The sequence below is a fragment of the Pseudomonas sp. Pseusp49 genome, from assembly GCF_059491875.1.
The window spans coordinates 1,496,476-1,515,777 of record NZ_CP168514.1 but is presented as its reverse complement, the minus strand read 5'-3'; the positions used below and the strand labels follow the sequence as shown (position 1 = coordinate 1,515,777).

At 60.0% G+C, this 19,302-nt stretch carries 20 protein-coding genes; 8 read left to right on the top strand and 12 right to left on the bottom strand.

Translation table 11 applies throughout. From position 1 onward, the window contains the following. The first annotated feature begins 256 nt into the window (after positions 1 to 256). From ACEN83_RS06725 to ACEN83_RS06710, 4 genes are all read left to right on the top strand, one after another. Positions 257 to 1,273: a Bug family tripartite tricarboxylate transporter substrate binding protein gene (locus ACEN83_RS06725; RefSeq protein WP_116580280.1), complete on the top strand. Its 1,017-nt coding sequence runs from the start codon at positions 257 to 259 to the stop codon at positions 1,271 to 1,273. A gap of 53 nt (positions 1,274 to 1,326) precedes the next feature. Next, positions 1,327 to 1,860 carry a tripartite tricarboxylate transporter TctB family protein gene (locus tag ACEN83_RS06720; protein ID WP_007972449.1) on the top strand — a complete coding sequence of 178 codons (534 nt, stop codon included), beginning with the start codon at positions 1,327 to 1,329 and terminating at the stop codon, positions 1,858 to 1,860. Then, the gene (locus tag ACEN83_RS06715) at positions 1,857 to 3,386 is read left to right on the top strand and encodes a tripartite tricarboxylate transporter permease (RefSeq protein WP_495579833.1); all 1,530 of its coding nucleotides are present in this window, start codon (positions 1,857 to 1,859) and stop codon (positions 3,384 to 3,386) included. The genes ACEN83_RS06720 and ACEN83_RS06715 overlap by 4 nt, the downstream gene beginning before the upstream one ends. Positions 3,387 to 3,456: 70 nt before the next feature. Then, positions 3,457 to 4,398: a LysR family transcriptional regulator gene (locus ACEN83_RS06710; RefSeq protein ID WP_007972445.1), complete on the top strand. Its 942-nt coding sequence runs from the start codon at positions 3,457 to 3,459 to the stop codon at positions 4,396 to 4,398. Positions 4,399 to 4,468: 70 nt separating this feature from the next. On the opposite strand, the gene ACEN83_RS06705 is transcribed toward ACEN83_RS06710, so the two are convergent. The 3 genes from ACEN83_RS06705 to cysK all read right to left on the bottom strand — a co-directional run bounded on the left by ACEN83_RS06705 (position 4,469) and on the right by cysK (position 7,932). Next, on the bottom strand, positions 4,469 to 5,332 hold the full coding sequence (locus ACEN83_RS06705) for a DMT family transporter (protein WP_495579832.1): 864 nt from the start codon (positions 5,330 to 5,332) through the stop codon (positions 4,469 to 4,471). A gap of 466 nt (positions 5,333 to 5,798) precedes the next feature. Continuing rightward, a complete protein-coding gene (locus tag ACEN83_RS06700; protein WP_495579831.1) occupies positions 5,799 to 6,737 on the bottom strand; it encodes an aspartyl/asparaginyl beta-hydroxylase domain-containing protein in 939 nt (312 codons plus the stop codon). Between the two features lie 220 nt (positions 6,738 to 6,957). Continuing rightward, positions 6,958 to 7,932 carry a cysteine synthase A gene (gene cysK / locus ACEN83_RS06695; RefSeq protein WP_116580275.1) on the bottom strand — a complete coding sequence of 325 codons (975 nt, stop codon included), beginning with the start codon at positions 7,930 to 7,932 and terminating at the stop codon, positions 6,958 to 6,960. Positions 7,933 to 8,032: 100 nt separating this feature from the next. Here cysK and ACEN83_RS06690 point away from each other — a divergent pair, with 100 nt between their 5' ends. Continuing rightward, entirely contained in the window at positions 8,033 to 9,139 is a 1,107-nt protein-coding gene (locus tag ACEN83_RS06690) for a DUF748 domain-containing protein (RefSeq protein ID WP_495579830.1), read from the top strand. Here ACEN83_RS06690 and ACEN83_RS06685 read toward each other — a convergent pair. Both ACEN83_RS06685 and ACEN83_RS06680 read right to left on the bottom strand, forming a co-directional pair. Then, positions 9,136 to 9,636 carry a DUF2442 domain-containing protein gene (locus ACEN83_RS06685; protein WP_495579829.1) on the bottom strand — a complete coding sequence of 167 codons (501 nt, stop codon included), beginning with the start codon at positions 9,634 to 9,636 and terminating at the stop codon, positions 9,136 to 9,138. The genes ACEN83_RS06690 and ACEN83_RS06685 overlap by 4 nt on opposite strands. Next, positions 9,624 to 9,854: a DUF4160 domain-containing protein gene (locus ACEN83_RS06680; RefSeq protein WP_495579828.1), complete on the bottom strand. Its 231-nt coding sequence runs from the start codon at positions 9,852 to 9,854 to the stop codon at positions 9,624 to 9,626. The genes ACEN83_RS06685 and ACEN83_RS06680 overlap by 13 nt, the downstream gene beginning before the upstream one ends. A 206-nt stretch (positions 9,855 to 10,060) precedes the next feature. Here ACEN83_RS06680 and ACEN83_RS06675 point away from each other — a divergent pair, with 206 nt between their 5' ends. Further along, the gene (locus ACEN83_RS06675; protein WP_007972431.1) at positions 10,061 to 10,906 is read left to right on the top strand and encodes an AAA family ATPase; all 846 of its coding nucleotides are present in this window, start codon (positions 10,061 to 10,063) and stop codon (positions 10,904 to 10,906) included. A 12-nt stretch (positions 10,907 to 10,918) separates the two neighbouring features. Beyond that, positions 10,919 to 12,097: a vWA domain-containing protein gene (locus ACEN83_RS06670; protein ID WP_007972429.1), complete on the top strand. Its 1,179-nt coding sequence runs from the start codon at positions 10,919 to 10,921 to the stop codon at positions 12,095 to 12,097. Between the two features lie 280 nt (positions 12,098 to 12,377). Here the strand turns inward: ACEN83_RS06670 and ACEN83_RS06665 are convergent, their stop codons facing one another. From ACEN83_RS06665 to ACEN83_RS06650, 4 genes are all read right to left on the bottom strand, one after another. Next, the gene (locus tag ACEN83_RS06665; RefSeq protein ID WP_495579827.1) at positions 12,378 to 13,301 is read right to left on the bottom strand and encodes a 5-oxoprolinase subunit C family protein; all 924 of its coding nucleotides are present in this window, start codon (positions 13,299 to 13,301) and stop codon (positions 12,378 to 12,380) included. After that, entirely contained in the window at positions 13,298 to 14,002 is a 705-nt protein-coding gene (locus ACEN83_RS06660; RefSeq protein ID WP_495579826.1) for a 5-oxoprolinase subunit B family protein, read from the bottom strand. Before ACEN83_RS06660 ends, ACEN83_RS06665 begins: the two co-directional genes overlap by 4 nt. Beyond that, positions 13,999 to 14,751 carry a 5-oxoprolinase subunit PxpA gene (locus ACEN83_RS06655; protein WP_102698968.1) on the bottom strand — a complete coding sequence of 251 codons (753 nt, stop codon included), beginning with the start codon at positions 14,749 to 14,751 and terminating at the stop codon, positions 13,999 to 14,001. The genes ACEN83_RS06660 and ACEN83_RS06655 overlap by 4 nt, the downstream gene beginning before the upstream one ends. A gap of 73 nt (positions 14,752 to 14,824) precedes the next feature. Continuing rightward, complete coding sequence (locus tag ACEN83_RS06650; RefSeq protein WP_007972423.1) at positions 14,825 to 16,111, bottom strand: MFS transporter; 1,287 nt, start codon at positions 16,109 to 16,111, stop codon at positions 14,825 to 14,827. 146 nt (positions 16,112 to 16,257) lie between these two features. Between ACEN83_RS06650 and ACEN83_RS06645 the strand changes: the two genes are divergently transcribed. Continuing rightward, complete coding sequence (locus ACEN83_RS06645; RefSeq protein ID WP_116580268.1) at positions 16,258 to 17,172, top strand: LysR family transcriptional regulator; 915 nt, start codon at positions 16,258 to 16,260, stop codon at positions 17,170 to 17,172. A 155-nt stretch (positions 17,173 to 17,327) separates the two neighbouring features. Here the strand turns inward: ACEN83_RS06645 and ACEN83_RS06640 are convergent, their stop codons facing one another. From ACEN83_RS06640 to ACEN83_RS06630, 3 genes are read right to left on the bottom strand one after another with little or no spacing between them, the layout of a single operon-like run. Continuing rightward, positions 17,328 to 17,870: a DUF2937 family protein gene (locus ACEN83_RS06640; protein ID WP_007972421.1), complete on the bottom strand. Its 543-nt coding sequence runs from the start codon at positions 17,868 to 17,870 to the stop codon at positions 17,328 to 17,330. An 11-nt stretch (positions 17,871 to 17,881) separates the two neighbouring features. Continuing rightward, positions 17,882 to 18,658 (bottom strand): class II glutamine amidotransferase, encoded by a 777-nt coding sequence (locus ACEN83_RS06635; protein WP_218501715.1) that lies wholly within the window; start codon positions 18,656 to 18,658, stop codon positions 17,882 to 17,884. 32 nt (positions 18,659 to 18,690) lie between these two features. Then, a complete protein-coding gene (locus ACEN83_RS06630; RefSeq protein WP_104450503.1) occupies positions 18,691 to 19,188 on the bottom strand; it encodes an MFS transporter in 498 nt (165 codons plus the stop codon). Positions 19,189 to 19,302 lie beyond the last annotated feature (114 nt).

Sequence of the window (19,302 nt, the reverse complement as noted above, 5' to 3'; positions counted from 1 at the left end):
AGCCTGCTCGCGATGACCTTCAACGAAAACACGTGCTTCCTGAATTAACGCGGTGCCCTCGAGTCCATCGCGAGCAAGCTCGCTCCTACAGTAGTCAGCAGTTTGCCGAGCTATAACCCCAGGCTATCGGTGTATGTATTGTTTTGACTAGACGCCGTGCCCGCACCTTCACACACTCGGGCCAGGCTTGCGGCTTTACCGCGCAAACAAGCCGCTCATAACAATTACAAGAACATGAATACGAGGCTCTTCCATCATGCGAAATGCATTCGTCCGTCGTACATCCCGTCTGTTTCTTGGTTGCGCACTGATCGCCGCCGGTACCCTTCCCGCTCTCGCCAACGCCGCCTGGCAACCGGACAAGAACGTCGAAATCGTCGTCGCCGGTGGTCCCGGTGGCGGTACCGACCAGCTCGGTCGCCTGATCCAGTCGATCATCACCACGCACAAGCTGCTCGACGTGAACACCATCGTCCTCAACAAGGGCGGTGGCAACGGCGCCGAAGCCTTTCTCGACCTGAAAATGAGCAAGGGCGATGCCGACAAACTGGTGATCGGCACCAACAACATCTACCTGTTGCCGCTGGTGTCCAAGCTCGGCTACGAATGGCAGGAACTGACCCCGATTGCCGCCGTGGCCGAGGATGACTTCATTCTCTGGAGCTACAAGGGCGCGCCGTGGAAAGACGCGAAAAGTTTCTACGACGCGGTCAAGGCCGACCCGTCGAACCTGCGCATGGGCGGCAGCCAGTCCAAGGACGTCGACCAGACCCTGACCCTGCTGCTGAACCAGACCAACAACAGCAAACTGGTGTACATCCCGTTCAAGAGCGGCAGCGAAGCCGCGACGCAACTGGCCGGCAAGCACATCGCCGCCAACGTCAACAACCCAAGCGAGAGCATCAGCCAATGGCGTGGCGATCAGGTCGAGCCGCTCTGCGTGTTCAGTAAGGAGCGCATGGGCTATACCGACAAAGTCGCCGGCGACAAATCCTGGGCCGACGTCCCGACCTGTCACGAACAAGGCCTGGGCATCGATCAGTACCGCTTCCCGCGTACCGTGTTCATGCCCGGCGACGTCACCGCCGAGCAGCGCGCGTTCTATGTCGAGTTGATGCGCAAAGTCACCCAGACCGATGAGTTCAAGGCTTACGTGAAGCAGAACGCCCTGGTGCCGACCTTCCTCGAGGGCGAGCCGCTGACCGCCTACATCGAAAAAGACACCGCCCGCGTCACGCCGGTGTTCAAAGAGGCCGGCTGGCTGAAAAACTGAGTTGCTCACGGCCGCCCGCCCTGCGTACGGCCGTCACCTCTGGAGGTGCTTTCATGTCCCATTCTTCGGATTCACCAGCGCTGGTCGGTACGCGCTGGGTCGAGCTCGGCCTGGCACTCTTCACCACGCTGATCGGCGCGGTGGTGATGTTCGGCAGCGTTGAACAGGGTATCGGCTGGGGTGATGCCGGCCCCGAGCCGGGTTACTTTCCCTTCTACATCGGCCTGATGTTGAGCGCCGCCAGTGTGGCCAACGGCGTGTTGACCCTGGTGCGCTGGCAAGCCCTGGGCATTTCATTCGTCAGCCGCAGTGCGTTCAGGCAAGTGCTGTCGGTGTTCGTGCCCATCGCGCTATTCGTCGGTGCGATGCCGTTCACCGGCATCTACGTCGCTTCGGCCTGCTTCATTGCCTGGTTCATGTGGCGTGACAAGGTCCGCGCCAAGCCGTACGGCAAATGGATGATCGGTAGCGTGTCCCTGGGCGCGGTGCTGGCCAGTTACCTGATTTTCGCGCTGTGGTTCAAAGTGCCGCTGGATGCCGGCCCAATGGGCGACTGGATTGCCCTGGCCGGGAGACATTTCAAATGAGCGAGTTCGATTCCCTGCTGCAAGGCATGAACCTGATCCTCACGCCGGGCCATATCGGCCTGATGGTGATCGGCGTGCTGCTGGGCATTCTGGTCGGCGTACTGCCCGGTCTCGGTGCCCCCAACGGCGTGGCGTTGCTGTTGCCGCTGACGTTCACCATGTCGCCGGTCTCGGCGATCATCCTGCTGTCGTGCATGTACTGGGGCGCGCTGTTCGGCGGCTCGATCACCTCGATCCTGTTCAACATCCCCGGTGAGCCCTCATCGGTGGCGACTACCTTCGACGGTTATCCGATGGCCCGCGAAGGCCGCGCCGCCGAAGCCCTGACCGCCGCGTTCAGTTCGGCGTTGCTGGGTGCGTTGGCCGGCGTGTTGTTGCTGACGTTCCTCTCGACAAAAATTGCCGCGTTCGCCATGTCCTTCAGTTCGCCGGAGTTCTTCGCGGTGTACCTGTTGGCGTTCTGCACCTTCATCGGCATGAGCAAGAACCCGCCGCTGAAAACCGTGGTGGCGATGATGATCGGTTTCGCCATGGCCGCCGTCGGCATGGACACCGTGTCCGGCAACCTGCGCCTGACCTTCGACCAGCCGATCCTGATGACCGGCATCAGCTTTGAAGTGGCGGTGATCGGCCTTTTCGGCATCGGCGAAATCCTCTGCACCGTGGAAGAGGGACTGGTGTTCCGCGGCGAGCATGCGCGGATCACGCCCATGGTGATCCTGCGCACCTGGGCCAGATTGCCGCGTTACTGGTGGACGATTGTGCGCAGCACCCTGGTCGGCTGCTGGATGGGCATCACCCCTGGCGGACCGACTGCCGCGTCGTTCATGAGCTACAGCCTGGCCCGGCGTTTCTCGAAAAACCGCGACAACTTCGGCAAGGGCGAAATCGAAGGGGTGATCGCCCCGGAAACCGCTGACCACGCGGCCGGCACCAGTGCCCTGCTGCCGATGCTGACCCTGGGCATTCCCGGTTCGGCGACTGCGGCGGTGATGCTCGGGGGCCTGATGATCTGGGGCTTGCATCCGGGGCCGACGCTGTTCGTCGAGCAACACGATTTTGTCTGGGGCCTGATCGCCAGCATGTACCTGGGCAACGTGGTGAGTCTGATCGTGGTGCTGGCCACTGTGCCGCTGTTCGCTTCGATCCTGCGCATCCCGTTCTCGATCATCGCGCCGATCATCATCATGGTCTGCGCCATCGGTGCCTACTCGGTGCACAACTCGTTCTTCGACGTGGTGCTGATGCTGGGCTTCGGTGCGCTGGGTTATCTGTTCAAGAAACTCGGCTACCCGATTGCACCGCTGGTGTTGGCGGCGGTGCTGGGCGACAAGGCAGAAGATGCGTTCCGTCAGTCGATGCTGTTCTCCGACGGGCACCTGGGGATTTTCTGGTCCAACCCGTTGGTGGGCAGCCTGACCACGGCGGCGCTGCTGATGCTGTTCTGGCCGTTGATTTCCAGAGCGCTGCAAACCCTGATCGGCCTGCGCAAACCCCAGGTCGCCAAGCCAAAATCGGTGCTGTGACACGCCAAAGCTGGCAACACCTGGCATTTGTTGTCAGGCTTGCCGCAGGACTTTTTTGCGAGCACGGCCCATGACCCGAATTCCTGCTGCCAACGTAATCCACAGCCGACTGCGCCTGCGCCAACTGCGGCTGATGCTGGCGTTGCAGGAATTCGGCTCGTTGCGTCGCGCCGCCGACCACATCGGCATGACCCAACCGGCCGCGACCAAAATGTTGCATGAAGCCGAGGACCTGTTGGGCGTCGAGCTGTTCGAACGCCTGCCCCGGGGCATGCGCTCTACCCCGTTCGGGGAAACGGTCATTTATTACGCACGCATGGTGTTCGCCGAACTCAGCGGCATGCGTGAAGAGCTGGTCGCCCTCGAATCCGGCAACCTTGGCCGGGTCGCGGTCGGGGCCATTCCGGCACTGGCTTCGGGGCTGCTGACGCGCACCATCGCCACCTTGAAACAAAGCCATCCACGCTTGTCGATGAGCATTCAGGTCGACACCAGCGATGTGCTGGTGCAGGCGTTGCTGCAAGATCAGCTGGATATCGTATTGGGGCGGATACCCGCCGGTGCCCGGGCAGAGGAGTTGCTGTTCGACAGCCTTGGCGAGGAAGCGCTGTGCGTGATTTCCGGCGCACAGAATCCACTGGCCAAAGCCACGCAGTTGAGTTGGGCCGAATTGCAGAACATGACCTGGGTACTGCAACAGCAACCCAGCCCGATGCGCGCGATCATCAATCAGGTGTTCCACAACGCGCGGGTCGACATCCCGAGCAGCATCGTCGAAACCACGTCGATCATGACCTTGCTGTCGTTGATTCAGCAGACCGACATGCTCGGCGTCACGCCGGTGTCGGTGGTCGAGGACTATCCCGGTCGGGATCTGCTGGCGGTGTTGCCGATCAAGTTCGAAGCGCGCCTGCCACCGTACGGGTTGATCACCCGGCGTCATCGCATTCAATCGTCGGCGATGCAGGCATTCATGAATTCGGTACGCGCCGAGCATGCGCTGAGCAAATGACAGGCAAAAGATCGCAGCCTGCGGCAGCGCCTACAGGTACGGCTGCGATCTTTTGATTTTCTTGCCCGGCCTACGCTGTTTTACGGAACACAAACACCAGCCCGACGATGATCAACAGCATGCCGAACAGGCTCAACAGCGCCAGGCGATTGCCGAAGACCAGATAGTCCATCACCGCCGTCACTGCCGGCACCAGGTAAAACAGACTGGTGACGTTCACCAGGTTGCCCCGGGCGATCAAGCGGTACAGCAACAGCGTCGCCAGCACCGACACCACCAGCCCCATCCATAGCACCGGCAGAATGAAACCGCTGCTGTGTTCGAAGTGAAACGGCTGGAAAGGGACGAAAATCCCGCACAACAGCAGCCCGGCGAGGTACTGCACCGGTAGCGTGCCGAGAGGATTTTCAGTGATGCGTTTTTGCATGATCGAACCGAACGTCATGCTCACCAGCGCGAGCAGACCGAAAAGCATCCCGGCCAGCGACATCCCGGCCAGGCCGATACCCTGGTAAACCACCATGATCAGACCGGCCAGCCCAAGCGCCAGACCGAACATCCGGCTGGCTGATCGTTGACGTTCCATGATCACCACCGTAAGGATCGGCTGCACGCCCATGATGGTCGCCATCACTCCGGGGGTGACTTTAAGGTCGAGGGCCAGCAGATAGAAAATCTGGTAGCCCCCCAACAACACCACGCCGGTGGCCATCGCATACAGCATCGGCTTGCCGCCCTTGGGCAACTTCAGCTTGAACAACGGCACCAGCAACACCAGCCCGCATAGGGCGATGACGAAACGAAACATCAGGAAGGCGAAGGGTGACGCGTGGGCCAGCCCCCATTTGGAGAAGATCGCCCCGCTGCTCCACAGCAGCACGAACAGGCTCGTGGACGCCGCCGCGAGCGCGTTTTTTTTCGAAAGGACAAACATGAGTACCACCTGTAGTCAGGCAAAAAGCCAACTCAGCAAAAGCTGAAATCCAGTAGTTTTTTCAGGCGGGCGCGGGAACAGCAGAAGTCAGCTGATCAGCCCGAAATGCCGACGCCTGGCGGTGATACGACTGCGCACACCGGCGTGCTACTGACAGGTGGGGGGTAATGACTGATCTGCCCGGGCTGCTGATTCCCGCACGGCACGACGCCAGCGTTGACCGCTGAATCGACTACCGCGTTGAGGAGGAATGCAGGCATTGGGCTGATCTTTGCTCGAGGGATAAAAAGTGAGTCCGAAACTCACCGTGTGCCGACTATAACCAGCGTTCGACATGGATTGCAACGAGTTGGTCAAAAGGCCATTAACGACCGTCGATACAGTGCGGCTGAAGGGGGTAGCCGGTATTTCTCGGCAATAAAAAAACCGCTCACAACGAGCGGTCTTTTTAATTCCGTATCCGGCTTCAACCAAACAACCAATACCCCAACAACGTCAGCACCGCTACCGCCAGCACCGGGCGCAGGACACGGTAAGCCTTGGGATTGCGCCGCTTCCATTGCTTGACCACACCACTGAATCTATCGCTGGAGTTCTTGCTCCAGGCGTAGGCCTTGTTGATCCCGCCCACACGTTCGTCATCCAGGTTCTGAGGGGCGGTGGCGCGCCCCAGCCAGGCGCTGATACCGCGATTGATACGGGTCATGAAGCGATTGTTCAATGGACGTTCGATATCGCAGAACAGGATGACCCGGGTCTTTTGCGTTTCATTCTTGACCCAGTGCACGTAGGTCTCGTCGAACATCACGTCCTCACCATCGCGCCAGGCGTAAACCTGACCGTCGACAAAGATGCGGCAATCATCGGAATTGGGGGTGGACAGCCCCAGGTGATAACGCAGGGAGCCGCCAAACGGGTCGCGATGCGGGTTGAGGTGGCTGCCGCCCGGCAGCAGCGCAAACATCGCGCCCTTGACGTTGGGAATGCTGCTGACCAATTCCACGGTTCTCGGGCACAGGACTTCGGCAGAAGGCAGCGGTTTGTCATACCACTTGAGATAGAAACGCTTCCAGCCCTTCTTGAAGAACGAGCCAAAACCGGCGTCGTTGTTCTTTTCCGCCGCACGAATGTACCCCTCGTCGAACAAGTGCATCGCTTCGTCGCGGATCACTTCCCAGTTGTCCTTGAGCACATCCAGTTCGGGAAACTTGCTGCGATCCAGATACGGTTTGGAAGGCACACCGGAAAACAGGTACATCAAGGCGTTATAGGGTGCGAACAGTGCCGAATGGTTAACGAATTGGCGCAAAACCGGCAGACGCGCCTTACCGCGTAAGTGCACATACAGGGTGCTGCCGAGAAACAGCAACAACAACGAGGCTTTCGCGGCAAACGAAAAGGTCATCAACAACTCCTTTGAAGATAAGCGACTTTGCACCAGGTCCATTGCCCGACGAGGCTTGCGGCATGATAAACACTGCCGGTCCGGTAAAAAACCTGCACTTTTCAACATTCAATGTTAACGAATGTGCAACAAAGCATTTCTTAACATGTGGCACCTGAACGGCGGCTGATGTGAATCCCTCATCAACCGCCGCCAGCCACGATCCGCCATTGTTTGGCGCTTACTGCTGATTCTCCTGTTCGGTAAACAGATCACTGAACAACATGCTCGACAGATAACGTTCACCGGAATCCGGCAGGATCACGACGATGGTCTTGCCCTGCATTTCCGGGGTCTCCGCCAATCTTACGGCCACGGCCATGGCAGCGCCGCAGGAGATCCCGCACAAGATTCCTTCTTCCTGCATCAAGCGCAAGGCCATGGCCTTGGACTCTTCGTCACTGACCAGTTCTACCCGGTCGACGATCGACAAATCGAGGTTCTTCGGCACAAAACCGGCACCAATGCCCTGGATCTTGTGCGGGCTCGGTTTGATTTCTTCACCGGCCAGGGCCTGGGTAATCACCGGCGACACCACCGGCTCCACCGCCACCGAGAGAATCGGTTTGCCCTGGGTATTCTTGATATACCGTGAAACCCCGGTGATGGTTCCACCGGTTCCGACGCCTGCCACCAGCACGTCGACCGCGCCATCGGTATCGTTCCAGATTTCCGGGCCGGTGGTTTTTTCGTGAATGGCCGGGTTGGCCGGGTTGTCGAATTGCGCCGGCATGAAGAAGTTCGACGGGTCGCCGGCAACAATTTCACCGGCTTTTTCGATAGCGCCCTTCATGCCTTTGGCCGGTTCGGTCAACACCAGCTCGGCACCCAGTGCCTTGAGTACCTTGCGACGTTCGATGCTCATGGACGCCGGCATGGTCAGCATCAATTTGTAGCCACGGGCGGCGGCCACGAACGCCAGGCCGATACCGGTATTGCCGGAGGTGGGTTCGACGATGGTCATGCCCGGCTTGAGTTTGCCGCTGCTCTCGGCATCCCAGATCATGTTCGCGCCAATCCGGCACTTGACCGAGTAACCGGGGTTGCGCCCTTCGATCTTGGCCAGAATGGTCACACCACGCGGCGCAATGCGATTGATCTGCACCAGCGGCGTGTTGCCGATGGAGTGGGCGTTGTCAGCGAAAATGCGGCTCATGGCTGGGTCCTTAACGACAGCATTGAAATAGGGCATCAAGGTAAGCCCTCTTGCCCGCAGGCGTCCAGTCGGGTCGAACGTCCGCCTGTCAGTGCAGTCAATGGCTTTAGATCGCCAGAGATTTGCCGCCATGAAACGTCGATACAGCTGGCCCTTGTGGACCCTCATCGGCCTCGTTGCACTGCTGATAACGTTGCACATCGCCTTGCCCTATCTGGTGCGCGACTACCTGAATGAGCGGCTGGCGGACATGGGCGACTACCGGGGCCAGATCACCGACGTGGACCTGGCCTTGTGGCGCGGGGCCTACAAGATCAACGGACTGAAAATCGTCAAGGTCGATGGCAAGGTTCCGGTGCCTTTCGTCAACGCGCCATTGATCGACCTCTCGGTGAGTTGGCACTCACTGTGGCATGACCACGCGGTGGTGGCCAAAGTGCAGTTCATCACGCCCGAGGTCAACTTTGTCGACGGCGGGGCCAACAAGCGAAATTCCCAGACCGGCCAAGGCACCGACTGGCGTGCCCAATTAGGCAAGCTGCTGCCCATTACCCTGAACGAAGTGCGGATCAACGACGGCAAGATCAGTTTTCGCAACTTCAACTCCAAACCACCGGTGAACATGAACGCTACAAAGGTGGATGCCCGTATTTTCAACCTGACCAACGTGGTCGACACCAAAGGCAAACGCGACGCACGCTTTGAAGGCAAAGCCTTGCTGCTGGGGCACGCGCCACTGGAAACCACGGCCACTTTCGATCCCTTGAGCGACTTTGAAGACTTCGAGTTTCGCTTGCGTACCACGGATATCGAACTCAAGCGCCTGAACGACTTCGCCGCGGCCTACGGCAAGTTCGACTTCAATGCCGGCCATGGCGACGTGGTGATCGAAGCCCAGGCCAACAAGGGGCGACTGAGCGGCTATATCAAGCCGCTGATGCGCGATGTTGACGTGTTCAACTGGCAGCAGGACGTGGAAAACAAGGACAAAGGGTTGTTCCGCTCAATATGGGAAGCCCTCGTCGGTGGAACCGAGACGGTCCTGAAAAACCAGGGCAAAAACCAGTTTGCGACACGGGTCGAGCTCAAGGGCAATGTGCATCAGCAAGATGTCAGCGCATTCCAGGCTTTTTTGCAGATTTTACGCAATGGTTTCATCCAGGCGTTCAATGCGCGGTATGAACGTCCCAAGCCGGATGCCGGCTAATTTTTGCGCGTGACCACGTACCGACCAGTGTCTTCTGCCGCGCGGGGCGAATTCGATTGCTGTTGCAGGAAATCCCAACCCAGGCAGGCCAGGGCCAAGGATCTCGGCACCGCTTCGCGACCACTGCTGTATCGGGTGATGCTGCGGCTACTGACCCCCAGCGCTTGAGCCGCCTGATTGAGCGATAACCCGGTGCGAGCACGCCAATCGATAAAGATTCGGGTGTTTTCGTCGGCGGCATTCTGCGCCAGGGCATCCAGGTAGAGAGTGTCTGCACCGATCTGGATATCCAGCTCAGGCCATTCGACACTCCAGCCATCGTCACCCAACGCTGCATGATCAAAAGCCTCTCCCTGCAATGGTTGCAGGCCTGGATAGGCCTGCAGGTCGCGGCTCAAATCAAGCAGCAGTTGCTGACCATCGATAAACGTCAGCGCCAATCGGTAATCCGGTAATGCTTGCACTGCCGATAGCCTTGGTCGTTTCATGGGTAACATCGTTTCCAGTCCTCCAGCAATTGAGTCCGATGGGCTCTGACCCACTCCAAAGCTTCCCTGAGAATCAGCGGCGGCGCCTTGCCCACCATCACTTCGACAGTTTCCAGGCTCAACATGACGTCCAGCCCGCCACCCGTCAGATGAACATGGGGGGGTGGATGATCCTTTTCGCGCAATTGAATGCGGTATGTGTCGCGAAATCGGTACTTAGTAGACATGCCCGGTAAAATATCGCCAAAATGGCGATATCTCAATACTGGCCAGCAGCCGAGACCGAGTCAAGATGTGACGCTCCATTCAGAGACTGAATAAGCCGTCTGCGTTCACAGTCGACCGGGCAGCGCGTTATAGTCGGGGCTGACCCTTTTATTGCGCCCCCCGCCCTGCCTCGTTCAGGTCGGCGTTACCGTTCGAGGATTAGCAGATGAAGTTCGAAGGCACCCAGGCCTACGTCGCCACCGATGACCTGAAGCTGGCGGTCAACGCCGCCATCACCCTGGAGCGGCCATTGCTGGTCAAGGGCGAACCGGGCACCGGCAAGACCATGCTCGCCGAGCAACTGGCCGAATCCTTTGGCGCCAAGCTGATCACCTGGCACATCAAGTCCACCACCAAGGCTCACCAGGGCCTGTACGAGTACGACGCGGTCAGCCGCCTGCGCGACTCGCAACTGGGCAACGAAAAAGTCCACGACGTTCGTAACTACCTGAAAAAGGGCAAGCTCTGGGAAGCCTTCGAATCCGACGAGCGGGTCATCCTGCTGATCGACGAAATCGACAAGGCCGACATCGAGTTCCCCAACGACTTGCTGCAAGAACTCGACAAGATGGAGTTCTACGTTTACGAGATCGACGAGACGATCAAGGCGAAAAAGCGTCCGATCATCATCATTACCTCCAACAACGAAAAGGAACTGCCGGACGCCTTCCTGCGCCGCTGCTTCTTCCACTACATCGCGTTCCCCGACCGCACCACCCTGCAAAAGATCGTTGACGTGCACTACCCGGACATCAAGAAAGACCTGGTCAGCGAAGCGCTGGACGTGTTCTTCGACGTGCGCAAGGTGCCGGGCCTGAAGAAGAAGCCTTCGACTTCCGAGCTGGTGGACTGGCTGAAGCTGCTGATGGCCGACAACATCGGCGAAGCGGTGCTGCGCGAACGCGATCCGACCAAGGCCATCCCGCCGCTGGCCGGCGCCCTGGTGAAGAACGAACAGGACGTGCAATTGCTTGAGCGTCTGGCGTTCATGAGCCGTCGCGGCACCCGCTAAGAGGCTGATGCCATGCTGCTCAACCTGTTCAATGAAATGCGCGCAGCCAAGGTGCCGGTTTCGGTACGCGAACTGCTGGACCTGATCAACGCGCTGAAACAGCGCGTGACCTTCGCCGACATGGACGAGTTCTATTACCTGTCCCGGGCGATCCTGGTGAAGGACGAAAAGCATTTCGACAAGTTCGACCGGGCGTTCGGCGCCTACTTCAATGGCCTGGAAAAGCTCGACGACCACCTACAGGCGCTGATCCCTGAAGACTGGCTGCGCAAGGAATTCGAACGCTCGCTGACCGACGAAGAACGGGCGGCGATCCAGTCCCTCGGCGGCCTGGACAAACTGATCGAAGAGTTCAAGAAACGCCTCGAGGAACAGAAGGAACGCCATGCCGGCGGTAATAAATGGATCGGTACCGGCGGCACCAGCCCGTTCGGTTCCGGCGGTTTCAACCCGGAAGGCATTCGGGTCGGCGATGCCGGCAAGCGCCAGGGCAAGGCGGCCAAGGTCTGGGACCAGCGCGAATACAAGAACCTCGACGATTCAGTGGAATTGGGCACGCGCAACATCAAGGTCGCCCTGCGCCGCCTGCGCAAGTTCGCCCGTCAGGGCGCGGCGGAAGAGCTGGACATCGATGGCACCATCGACCACACCGCCAAGGATGCCGGGTTGCTGAACATCCAGATGCGGCCGGAGCGGCGCAACACCGTCAAGCTGTTGCTGCTGTTCGACATCGGCGGCTCGATGGACGCCCATGTAAAGATTTGCGAGGAATTGTTCTCGGCCTGCAAGACCGAGTTCAAGCACCTGGAGTACTTCTACTTCCACAACTTCATTTATGAATCGGTGTGGAAGAACAACATGCGCCGCACCTCCGAGCGCACCTCGACCATGGACCTGCTGCACAAGTACGGCGCCGATTACAAAGTGATCTTCATCGGCGACGCCGCCATGGCGCCCTATGAAATTACCCAGCCGGGCGGCAGTGTCGAGCACTGGAACGAAGAAGCCGGTTACGTGTGGATGCAGCGGTTCAAGGAAAAGTACAAGAAGCTCATCTGGATCAACCCCTATCCGAAGGACACCTGGAGTTACACCTCCTCGACCAACATCGTGCGAGACCTGATCGATGACCAGATGTATCCACTGACCTTGCGAGGGTTGGAGGAAGGGATGCGGTTTCTGTCCAAATAAAGCTAAAAGATCGCAGCCTGCAGCTCCTACACCGATCCCTGTAGGAGCTGCCGCAGGCTGCGATCTTTTGATCCTCAAACTTTAAAGTGCTGCAGCTACACGATCTGCTCCCGATGCGCGACTTCCTGCACAACGGGCTTGAGTCGAACCGCCCGCAGACCCTTCGCGGGCTGGAAGAAGGGATGCGGTTTCTGTCCAGATAAAGCTAAAAGATCGCAGCCTGCGGCAGCTCCTACACCGATCCCTGTAGGAGCTGCCGCAGGCTGCGATCTTTTGATCTTCAAACTTTAAAACGTTGCAGATATTCGATCTGTTCCCGATGCGCGACCTCTTGCACAACGGGCTTGAGTCGAACCGCCTTCCCCGGCAAGTACTGCGCCAGCCGCGCCAGCGCCAACGGCGTCAACGCCCCCAGACGCGGATATCCACCAATGGTCTGCCGATCATTGAGCAACACAATCGGCTGCCCGTCGGGCGGCACCTGCACGGCACCCAACGGAATGCCTTCGGAAATCATCGGCTTGCCCTGGTACTGCAGCGCCGTACCCAGCAGGCGAATACCCATCCGGTCGGCACGGCTGTCGAGGTGCCATACGCTGTTGAACGCATCGAACAGGCTCTGCCCACTGAACTCGCCGATCTGTGCTCCGAGGACCAGGTCCAACGGCGCATCAAGGTTCAGGTCCGGTCGTTGGTCTGCGCTCAATTCGCGCAGCAACATCACAGGGTTGCCCGAATAGCTCAAGCTCGCCCCTTTATCCAGCGCTCGGCCCATGCCGTCCAGCCCGCCGAGTTCCTCCCGGACCACCGTCGCGCTACTGCCCAGCACTTTCGGCGCATCAAACCCGCCCGGCGCCGCCAGATAAGCCCGGGCTCCGAGCAGCGGCTGAGTGAATTGCAAACGCTGGCCTTTGTGCAGCCTGAAACTGCGCCACGGGGTCAAAGCCTCGCCGTCCACCCGCGCGCCAAGATCCGCTCCGGCCAAGGCCAGCACGCATTCGTCTTCAGCCACCACGGTGAATCCGCCGAGGGTGATTTCGATCACCGGTGCATCCAGTCCGTTGCCTAATAGCCAGTTGGCCCAGGACATCGAACGCCAATCGGCTGCTCCGCCCTGGGTCACGCCCAGATGCCGCACGCCGAATCGACCGGCATCCTGCAACAGGCACAGCGGCGTACTCGCTTCAATTATCAGACGGCTCATGCCTGTGCCTCCAGAGGCGTATCGTCACCCCCCAGGTTAATGAACTCGGCATGGCCGACCGCTTCGAACCGTACGGTGTCACCGGGCTGCATCAGGCTGTAGCCGTCACGGTTGCGGTCGAACAATCTGGCCGGCGTGCGGCCGATCAGGTTCCAGCCGCCCGGCGACACCACCGGGTAAGCCGCCGTTTGCCGCTCGGCGATGCCGACACTGCCGGCCGCGACTTTCTTGCGTGGCGTGTTCAGACGCGGCGCAGCGAGCACTTCTTCCACCAGCCCCATGAAGGCGAAGCCCGGTGCAAAACCCAGGGCGAACACCTGATATTCACGCTCACTGTGGCGGCGGATCACCTCCTCCACCGCCAATCCGCTGCGCTGCGACAACAGCGTCAATTCCGGTCCGACGCTCAAGTCGTACCACACCGGCAACACATGACAGGTACCGCGAGTACGCGCATTGGGCGACAGATCGATCAGCGCCTGGGCGATCAGTTCCCGTGCCTGGCTCGGGCTCAATGCCGTCAGGTCGTAATGCACCATCAATGTGGTGTAGGACGGCACCAGATCGATCAGGTGCCCGGCAAATGCCATGCGCAGACTTTCACTGGCCGCGAGCATCCATGGCATGTTGTTTTCGGCAATTTCATCGAACAGGCGCACCATCAGGCAATCCAGCGCCACCACTTCCACCCGCAGCTTCATGACGCACTCTGCCGGTTCAAGGCTTCACGGATGCGTTGTACGGCAGCGACCGAACTGGCGTTGTCGCCGTGCACGCAGAGGGTGTTGGCCTGCAAATGCAGGGCGCTGCCGTCGCTGGCGGTGAGCTGATCGCCACGGGCAATGGTCAGCGCCTGTTCGATGATTGTTTCCGGGTCGTGATGCACCGCGCCCGGCAGTTGTCGCGAGACCAGCCTGCCGGCGCTGTCGTAAGCGCGATCGGCAAAAGCCTCGAACCACAGCGTCACGCCGTATTCATCGCCCATTTGTTGGGCCGCGCTGTTGTCGCGGGTCGCCATCAGCATCAATGGCAGCGTGCGGTCGTAGGACGCCACCGCTTGCAAAACGGCGCGCAGCTGCGCCGGGTTGGCCATCATGTCGTTGTACATCGCACCATGGGGTTTGACGTAGCTGACCCGGCCGCCCTGGGCCCGGCAGATGCCGTCGAGGGCGCCGATCTGGTAATGCAGGATGTCTTGCAGTTCCTGGGTGGCATAGGCCATGGAGCGGCGGCCGAAGCCCACCAGATCCTGATAGGCCGGATGCGCGCCGATTTGCACACCGTGGCTGAGGGCCAGGCTGACGGTCTTGCGCATGATGCTCGGATCGCCGGCGTGAAAACCACAGGCGATGTTGGCGCAATCGATGAAGGGCATGATTTCGGCGTCCAGACCCATGGTCCAGCTGCCGAAACTCTCGCCGATGTCGCAGTTCAATAGCAGGCGGCTCACACTGAACACTCCTGTAGGCTTTATTCTTTTCAGCTGCGGGACATATCTGTAGGACAGTCCCGCAGGTTATCAGTTACTGGGCGTCGAGTTGCTTGCCACGGGTTTCCGGCAGGCTCAGGGCCGCCAGAATCACCACACCGTAGGAAACCGCCGCGAAGGCACCGATGCCCACGCTCAGCGGTACGGTCTGGCTGAGCAGGCCGATCAGCAGCGGGAACAACGCCGCCAGCGCACGCCCGATGTTGTAGCAAAAACCCTGGCCCGAACCGCGAATGCGCGTGGGGAACAACTCGGTCAGGAATGCGCCCATGCCACTGAAAATCCCCGAGGCGAAGAAGCCCAGCGGAAAGCCCAGCCACAGCATCACGCCGTTGCTGACCGGCATTTGCGTGTACAGCAAGACAATGGTGAACGAACCGACGGCGAACAGGATGAAGTTCTTCTTGCGTCCGAGGATGTCGGTCAAATAAGCGCTGATGACATACCCCACGTAGGAGCCGACGATCACCATCGCCAGATAACCGCTGGTATTGAGTACGCTCAAACCGCGTTCGTTTTTCAGGAAAGTCGGTAGCCAGGACGTGATGGCGTAGTAGCCGCCCAATGCGCCGGTGGTCAGCAACGAAGCGCGAATCGTGGTGAACAGCATGCCGGGGGCGAAGATCTCGTAGAACTTCGACGGGTTGCTCGGCTCCTGCCGGGCCTTGGCTTGACGATAGATTTCCGGGTCCTTGACTAGACGGCGGACAAAAATCACGAAAATCGCCGGCACGATGCCAAGGATGAACAGCGCGCGCCAGGCGTCTTCCGGTGGCAATACCGAGAACAGCAGCGCATACAGGATCGCCGTCAACCCCCAACCCAGCGCCCAGCCGGATTGCACCATGCCCACAGCCTTGCCGCGGTCCTTGGCGCGGATCACTTCACCGATCAGCACGGCGCCGGCCGTCCACTCGCCGCCGAAACCGAAGCCCATCAGGGTCCGTGCAATCAGCAGTTGCTCGTAGCTCTGGGCAAAGCCGCAGAGGAAGGTGAAGAAGGCAAACCACAACACGGTCAGTTGCAGGGTGCGTACACGACCGATGCGGTCGGAGAGAATCCCTGCGACCCAGCCACCGATGGCCGAGGCGATCAGGGTACTGGTGTGAATCAGCCCGGCCTGGCCGGTGGTAATGCCCCACATGGCAATCAGGGTCGGCACCACGAAGCTGAGCATCTGGGTGTCCATGCCGTCCAGGCCATAGCCGATCTTGCAGCTCCAGAAGGTGCGGCGTTCCTGCTGATTGATGTTGCGATACCAGTCGAAAGGTCCCGGGCGAGCCGTGGCTTTCGCGATGACGGGGGTGTCGGGCGCACTCATGGCAAATCTCCGCGCTGATTTTATTGGTATTGTTCTGAGCCCCGACGACGCCTATCGTGGGAACCGGATGCGTCGATTTTTGGACGCGCCCCCCCACTGCGTCCAACTAATAAAAACCCGCCTTAGACATAAGAAATCTTTATCCCATGAACCTGAAGTTTCTCGAGACCTTTGTCTGGGTCGCCCGACTCAAGAGTTTCCGCCTGACCGCCGACAAGCTCTTCACCACTCAGGCTTCGATCTCCAGTCGAATTGCGGTGCTTGAAGGCGAGCTTGGGGTGAAGCTGTTTCTGCGTGATTCGCGCGGCGTGAGCCTGACGCCCGAAGGCCTCAAAGTGCTCGATTACGCCGAGCAGATGCTGGACACCATGCAGGCGCTCAAGCAGTCGATCGAGACCCGTTCGAGCAAGGCCGGACGGGTGCGCATCGGCGTGATGGACACGGTGATCCATACCTGGCTCAGCCCGTTGGTGGCGCAGATGACCGATCACTACCCGCTGGTGGAAATCGAGCTGGTGGCCGATACCTCGCTCAACCTCTGCGATCAGCTGCAAAAAGGCTTTCTCGACGTGATCCTGCAAACCGACCTGCTGCGCCAGGAAAGCGTGCGCAGCCTGGAACTGGCCAGCCACCCCATGGGCTGGATCGTCGCCAGCAATTCCATCTACAACCGCGAGTACTCGGGCATCGCTGACCTGGCGGGCGAGCGGATCATCACCTATTCGAAAAACTCCCATCCGCACCAGGAAGTGCTGGCCCTGATGCAGGCCAATGGCGTGATGGCGCCGCGACTGAACTGCGTGAACTCGGTGTCGGCGATTACCCGGCTGCTGCGCGACGGATTTGGCATTGGCGCGTTGCCGCCGGTGCTGGTGGCCGAAGAGCTGGCACGGGGGGAGTTGACCCTGCTGGACATCGATCAGCGACCACCCGACTTGCAGGTGGTGGTGTCGTGGCGGGTGGGTGTGGAGTGGGTCGAGGAGATTGTGGCGTTGTGTCAGCAGGTACTGGAGGGGTATGCGCGGAAAGTGGGAGAGCGCTACATCACCCTCTCCAGTTGATGGCATCCTGTGGCGAGGGGGCTTGCCCCCGTTGGGTTGCGAAGCAGCCCCAATACCCATCAACCAAATCATTCAGGTAAACCGCGGCTACCAATTCTACGACTGCTGCGCAGCCGAGCGGGGGCAAGCCCCCTCGCCACAGGAACCGCACGCTGTTACAACCCGCGCAAATCCCGCTCTTCGATCGGCCGGCTCTGGCGAAGGCGTTTGCCGCCCAGCACCACCCAGTCGATCAGCCGGAACAGGCACTCGATCCCGAACGACAGCAGCAACGCGCCGCTCATGCCCCAGATCATCGCTTCGGGCGTCAACAGGATCTGGTAGCTGTAGCCGTTCCAGGTTTCCTTGCGGATGTCCGGATCGGCGGCCAGCACCACTTGCAGGAAGCGGATGTACCACGGCCCCTGCATCGCCTGGAACTGTTTATCCAACGCCAGTTGACGGGTCAGCAGGTTGCTCAGGCTGTCGGCATCGCTGCGAAAGATCGGGTCCTCGCTGGCGCGGTAATGCGCGACCAGCGCCTGCATGTCGCCCTTGAAGAACTGGTTGGCGGTGTTCTGGAAGCCGCTCAACCCGGCTTGCGCCTCGATCAGATGGGCTTCGACCCGCTTGGCGTAATCGTTGATGAACCCCGGCACCTGGACACCGATCAACAAGCCCGCCGCAAACAACACCAGCCGTAGATAACTGAGCAACATGCAAGGAGTCCTTATTCGGTCGTGCCCTGGCTGACGCATTCGCCGCGTCGCCACAGGCTCCATTGACCCGGTTCGTAGCGGGTCCAGGTTTCGTTTTCGGTCAAAGGTTCGGTGGCGATGACGGTGACCACATCGTTGGGTGTGGTTTCGGCCTGAAAGTCGACGATCACGTCGACGTCTTTCAGGCGCGCCGGGCCAAAGGGGGCGCGGCGGGTGATCTGCGCCAGTTTGGTCGAGCAATAGCAGAACAGCCAGTCACCGTCGCTGAGCAGGCAGTTGAACACGCCTTTGCTGCGGTACTCGGCGCAAGCGGCCACCAGGTCCGGCAGCAACACTTCGACCTCGACCGGTTCGGGGAACGCCGCACGCACACGGTTGAGCAAATCGCAGAATGCCGCTTCGCTGTCGGTATCGCCCACGGGGCGGTAGAAACTGGCCGTTGGCTGAAAATCCGCCAGCTGGCCGTTATGGGCGAAACACCAGTTGCGCCCCCACAGCTCGCGGACGAACGGATGGGTGTTGGACAGGCAGACCTTGCCGACGTTGGCCTGGCGGATGTGCCCGATCACCACTTCACTCTTGATCGGATAGCGCTGCACCAGGTTGGCGACTTCCGACTCGCAGCTGGCCGCCGGGTCCTGGAACAGCCGGAGCCCACGGCCTTCGTAGAAGGCAATGCCCCAGCCATCGCGATGCGGGCCGGTGCGGCCGCCGCGCTGCATCAGCCCGGTAAAGCTGAACACGATATCGGTCGGGACATTGGCGCTCATGCCCAATAACTCACACATGTTCGGACTCTCGCTCAATCGCAGGGGCAAGGTTACAGACGGGGTTCGACTCGCATCCGCTGAGGATTGCTCGGCACGGGCGGACGACCGTAACGATCATCGCCGGCACCGCCAAACGGTTGATCATCCTCAGGTTCTTCGGCACGAACGGCGGCTTTGGTGGCAGCCTCACGCTCCTTGCGGGCGTTGGCGGCGCGTTCGATGGGGAAACGGATCGCCACCAGCACCAGATAAAGGCCGAATGCGATCATGCCGTACATGAACAGATCGGAAATGGCCCGCCAGGCGTTGTTGCCGACCTTGAACAGCAGGTCGAGTGCGGTAATGGCGACGGCTGGTGCGACTTTGTCCTTCACCGGGTCGATGATGGTCGGGCTGAACAGCAGCACGACCATCAGCAGCCGCAGTGGCTCACGCAGCCAACGCCACATCCAGCGGGTCAAGCGCATCCACACCAACAGGCAGCCCAAAGCGGCAAAGGCGTAGAGGCCCCAAGCGATCAGATAGTCGTTCTCGGTCATGGTGTCCATGGCAAGGCAGGCAAAGAGGCGCTTATGATAACGGCTTTTCGCCCGTCAGGCTGCATCAATGCCTGACTGTTGAGCGCTATCCATGTGGGAGCGGGCTTGTGTGGCGAGGGGGCT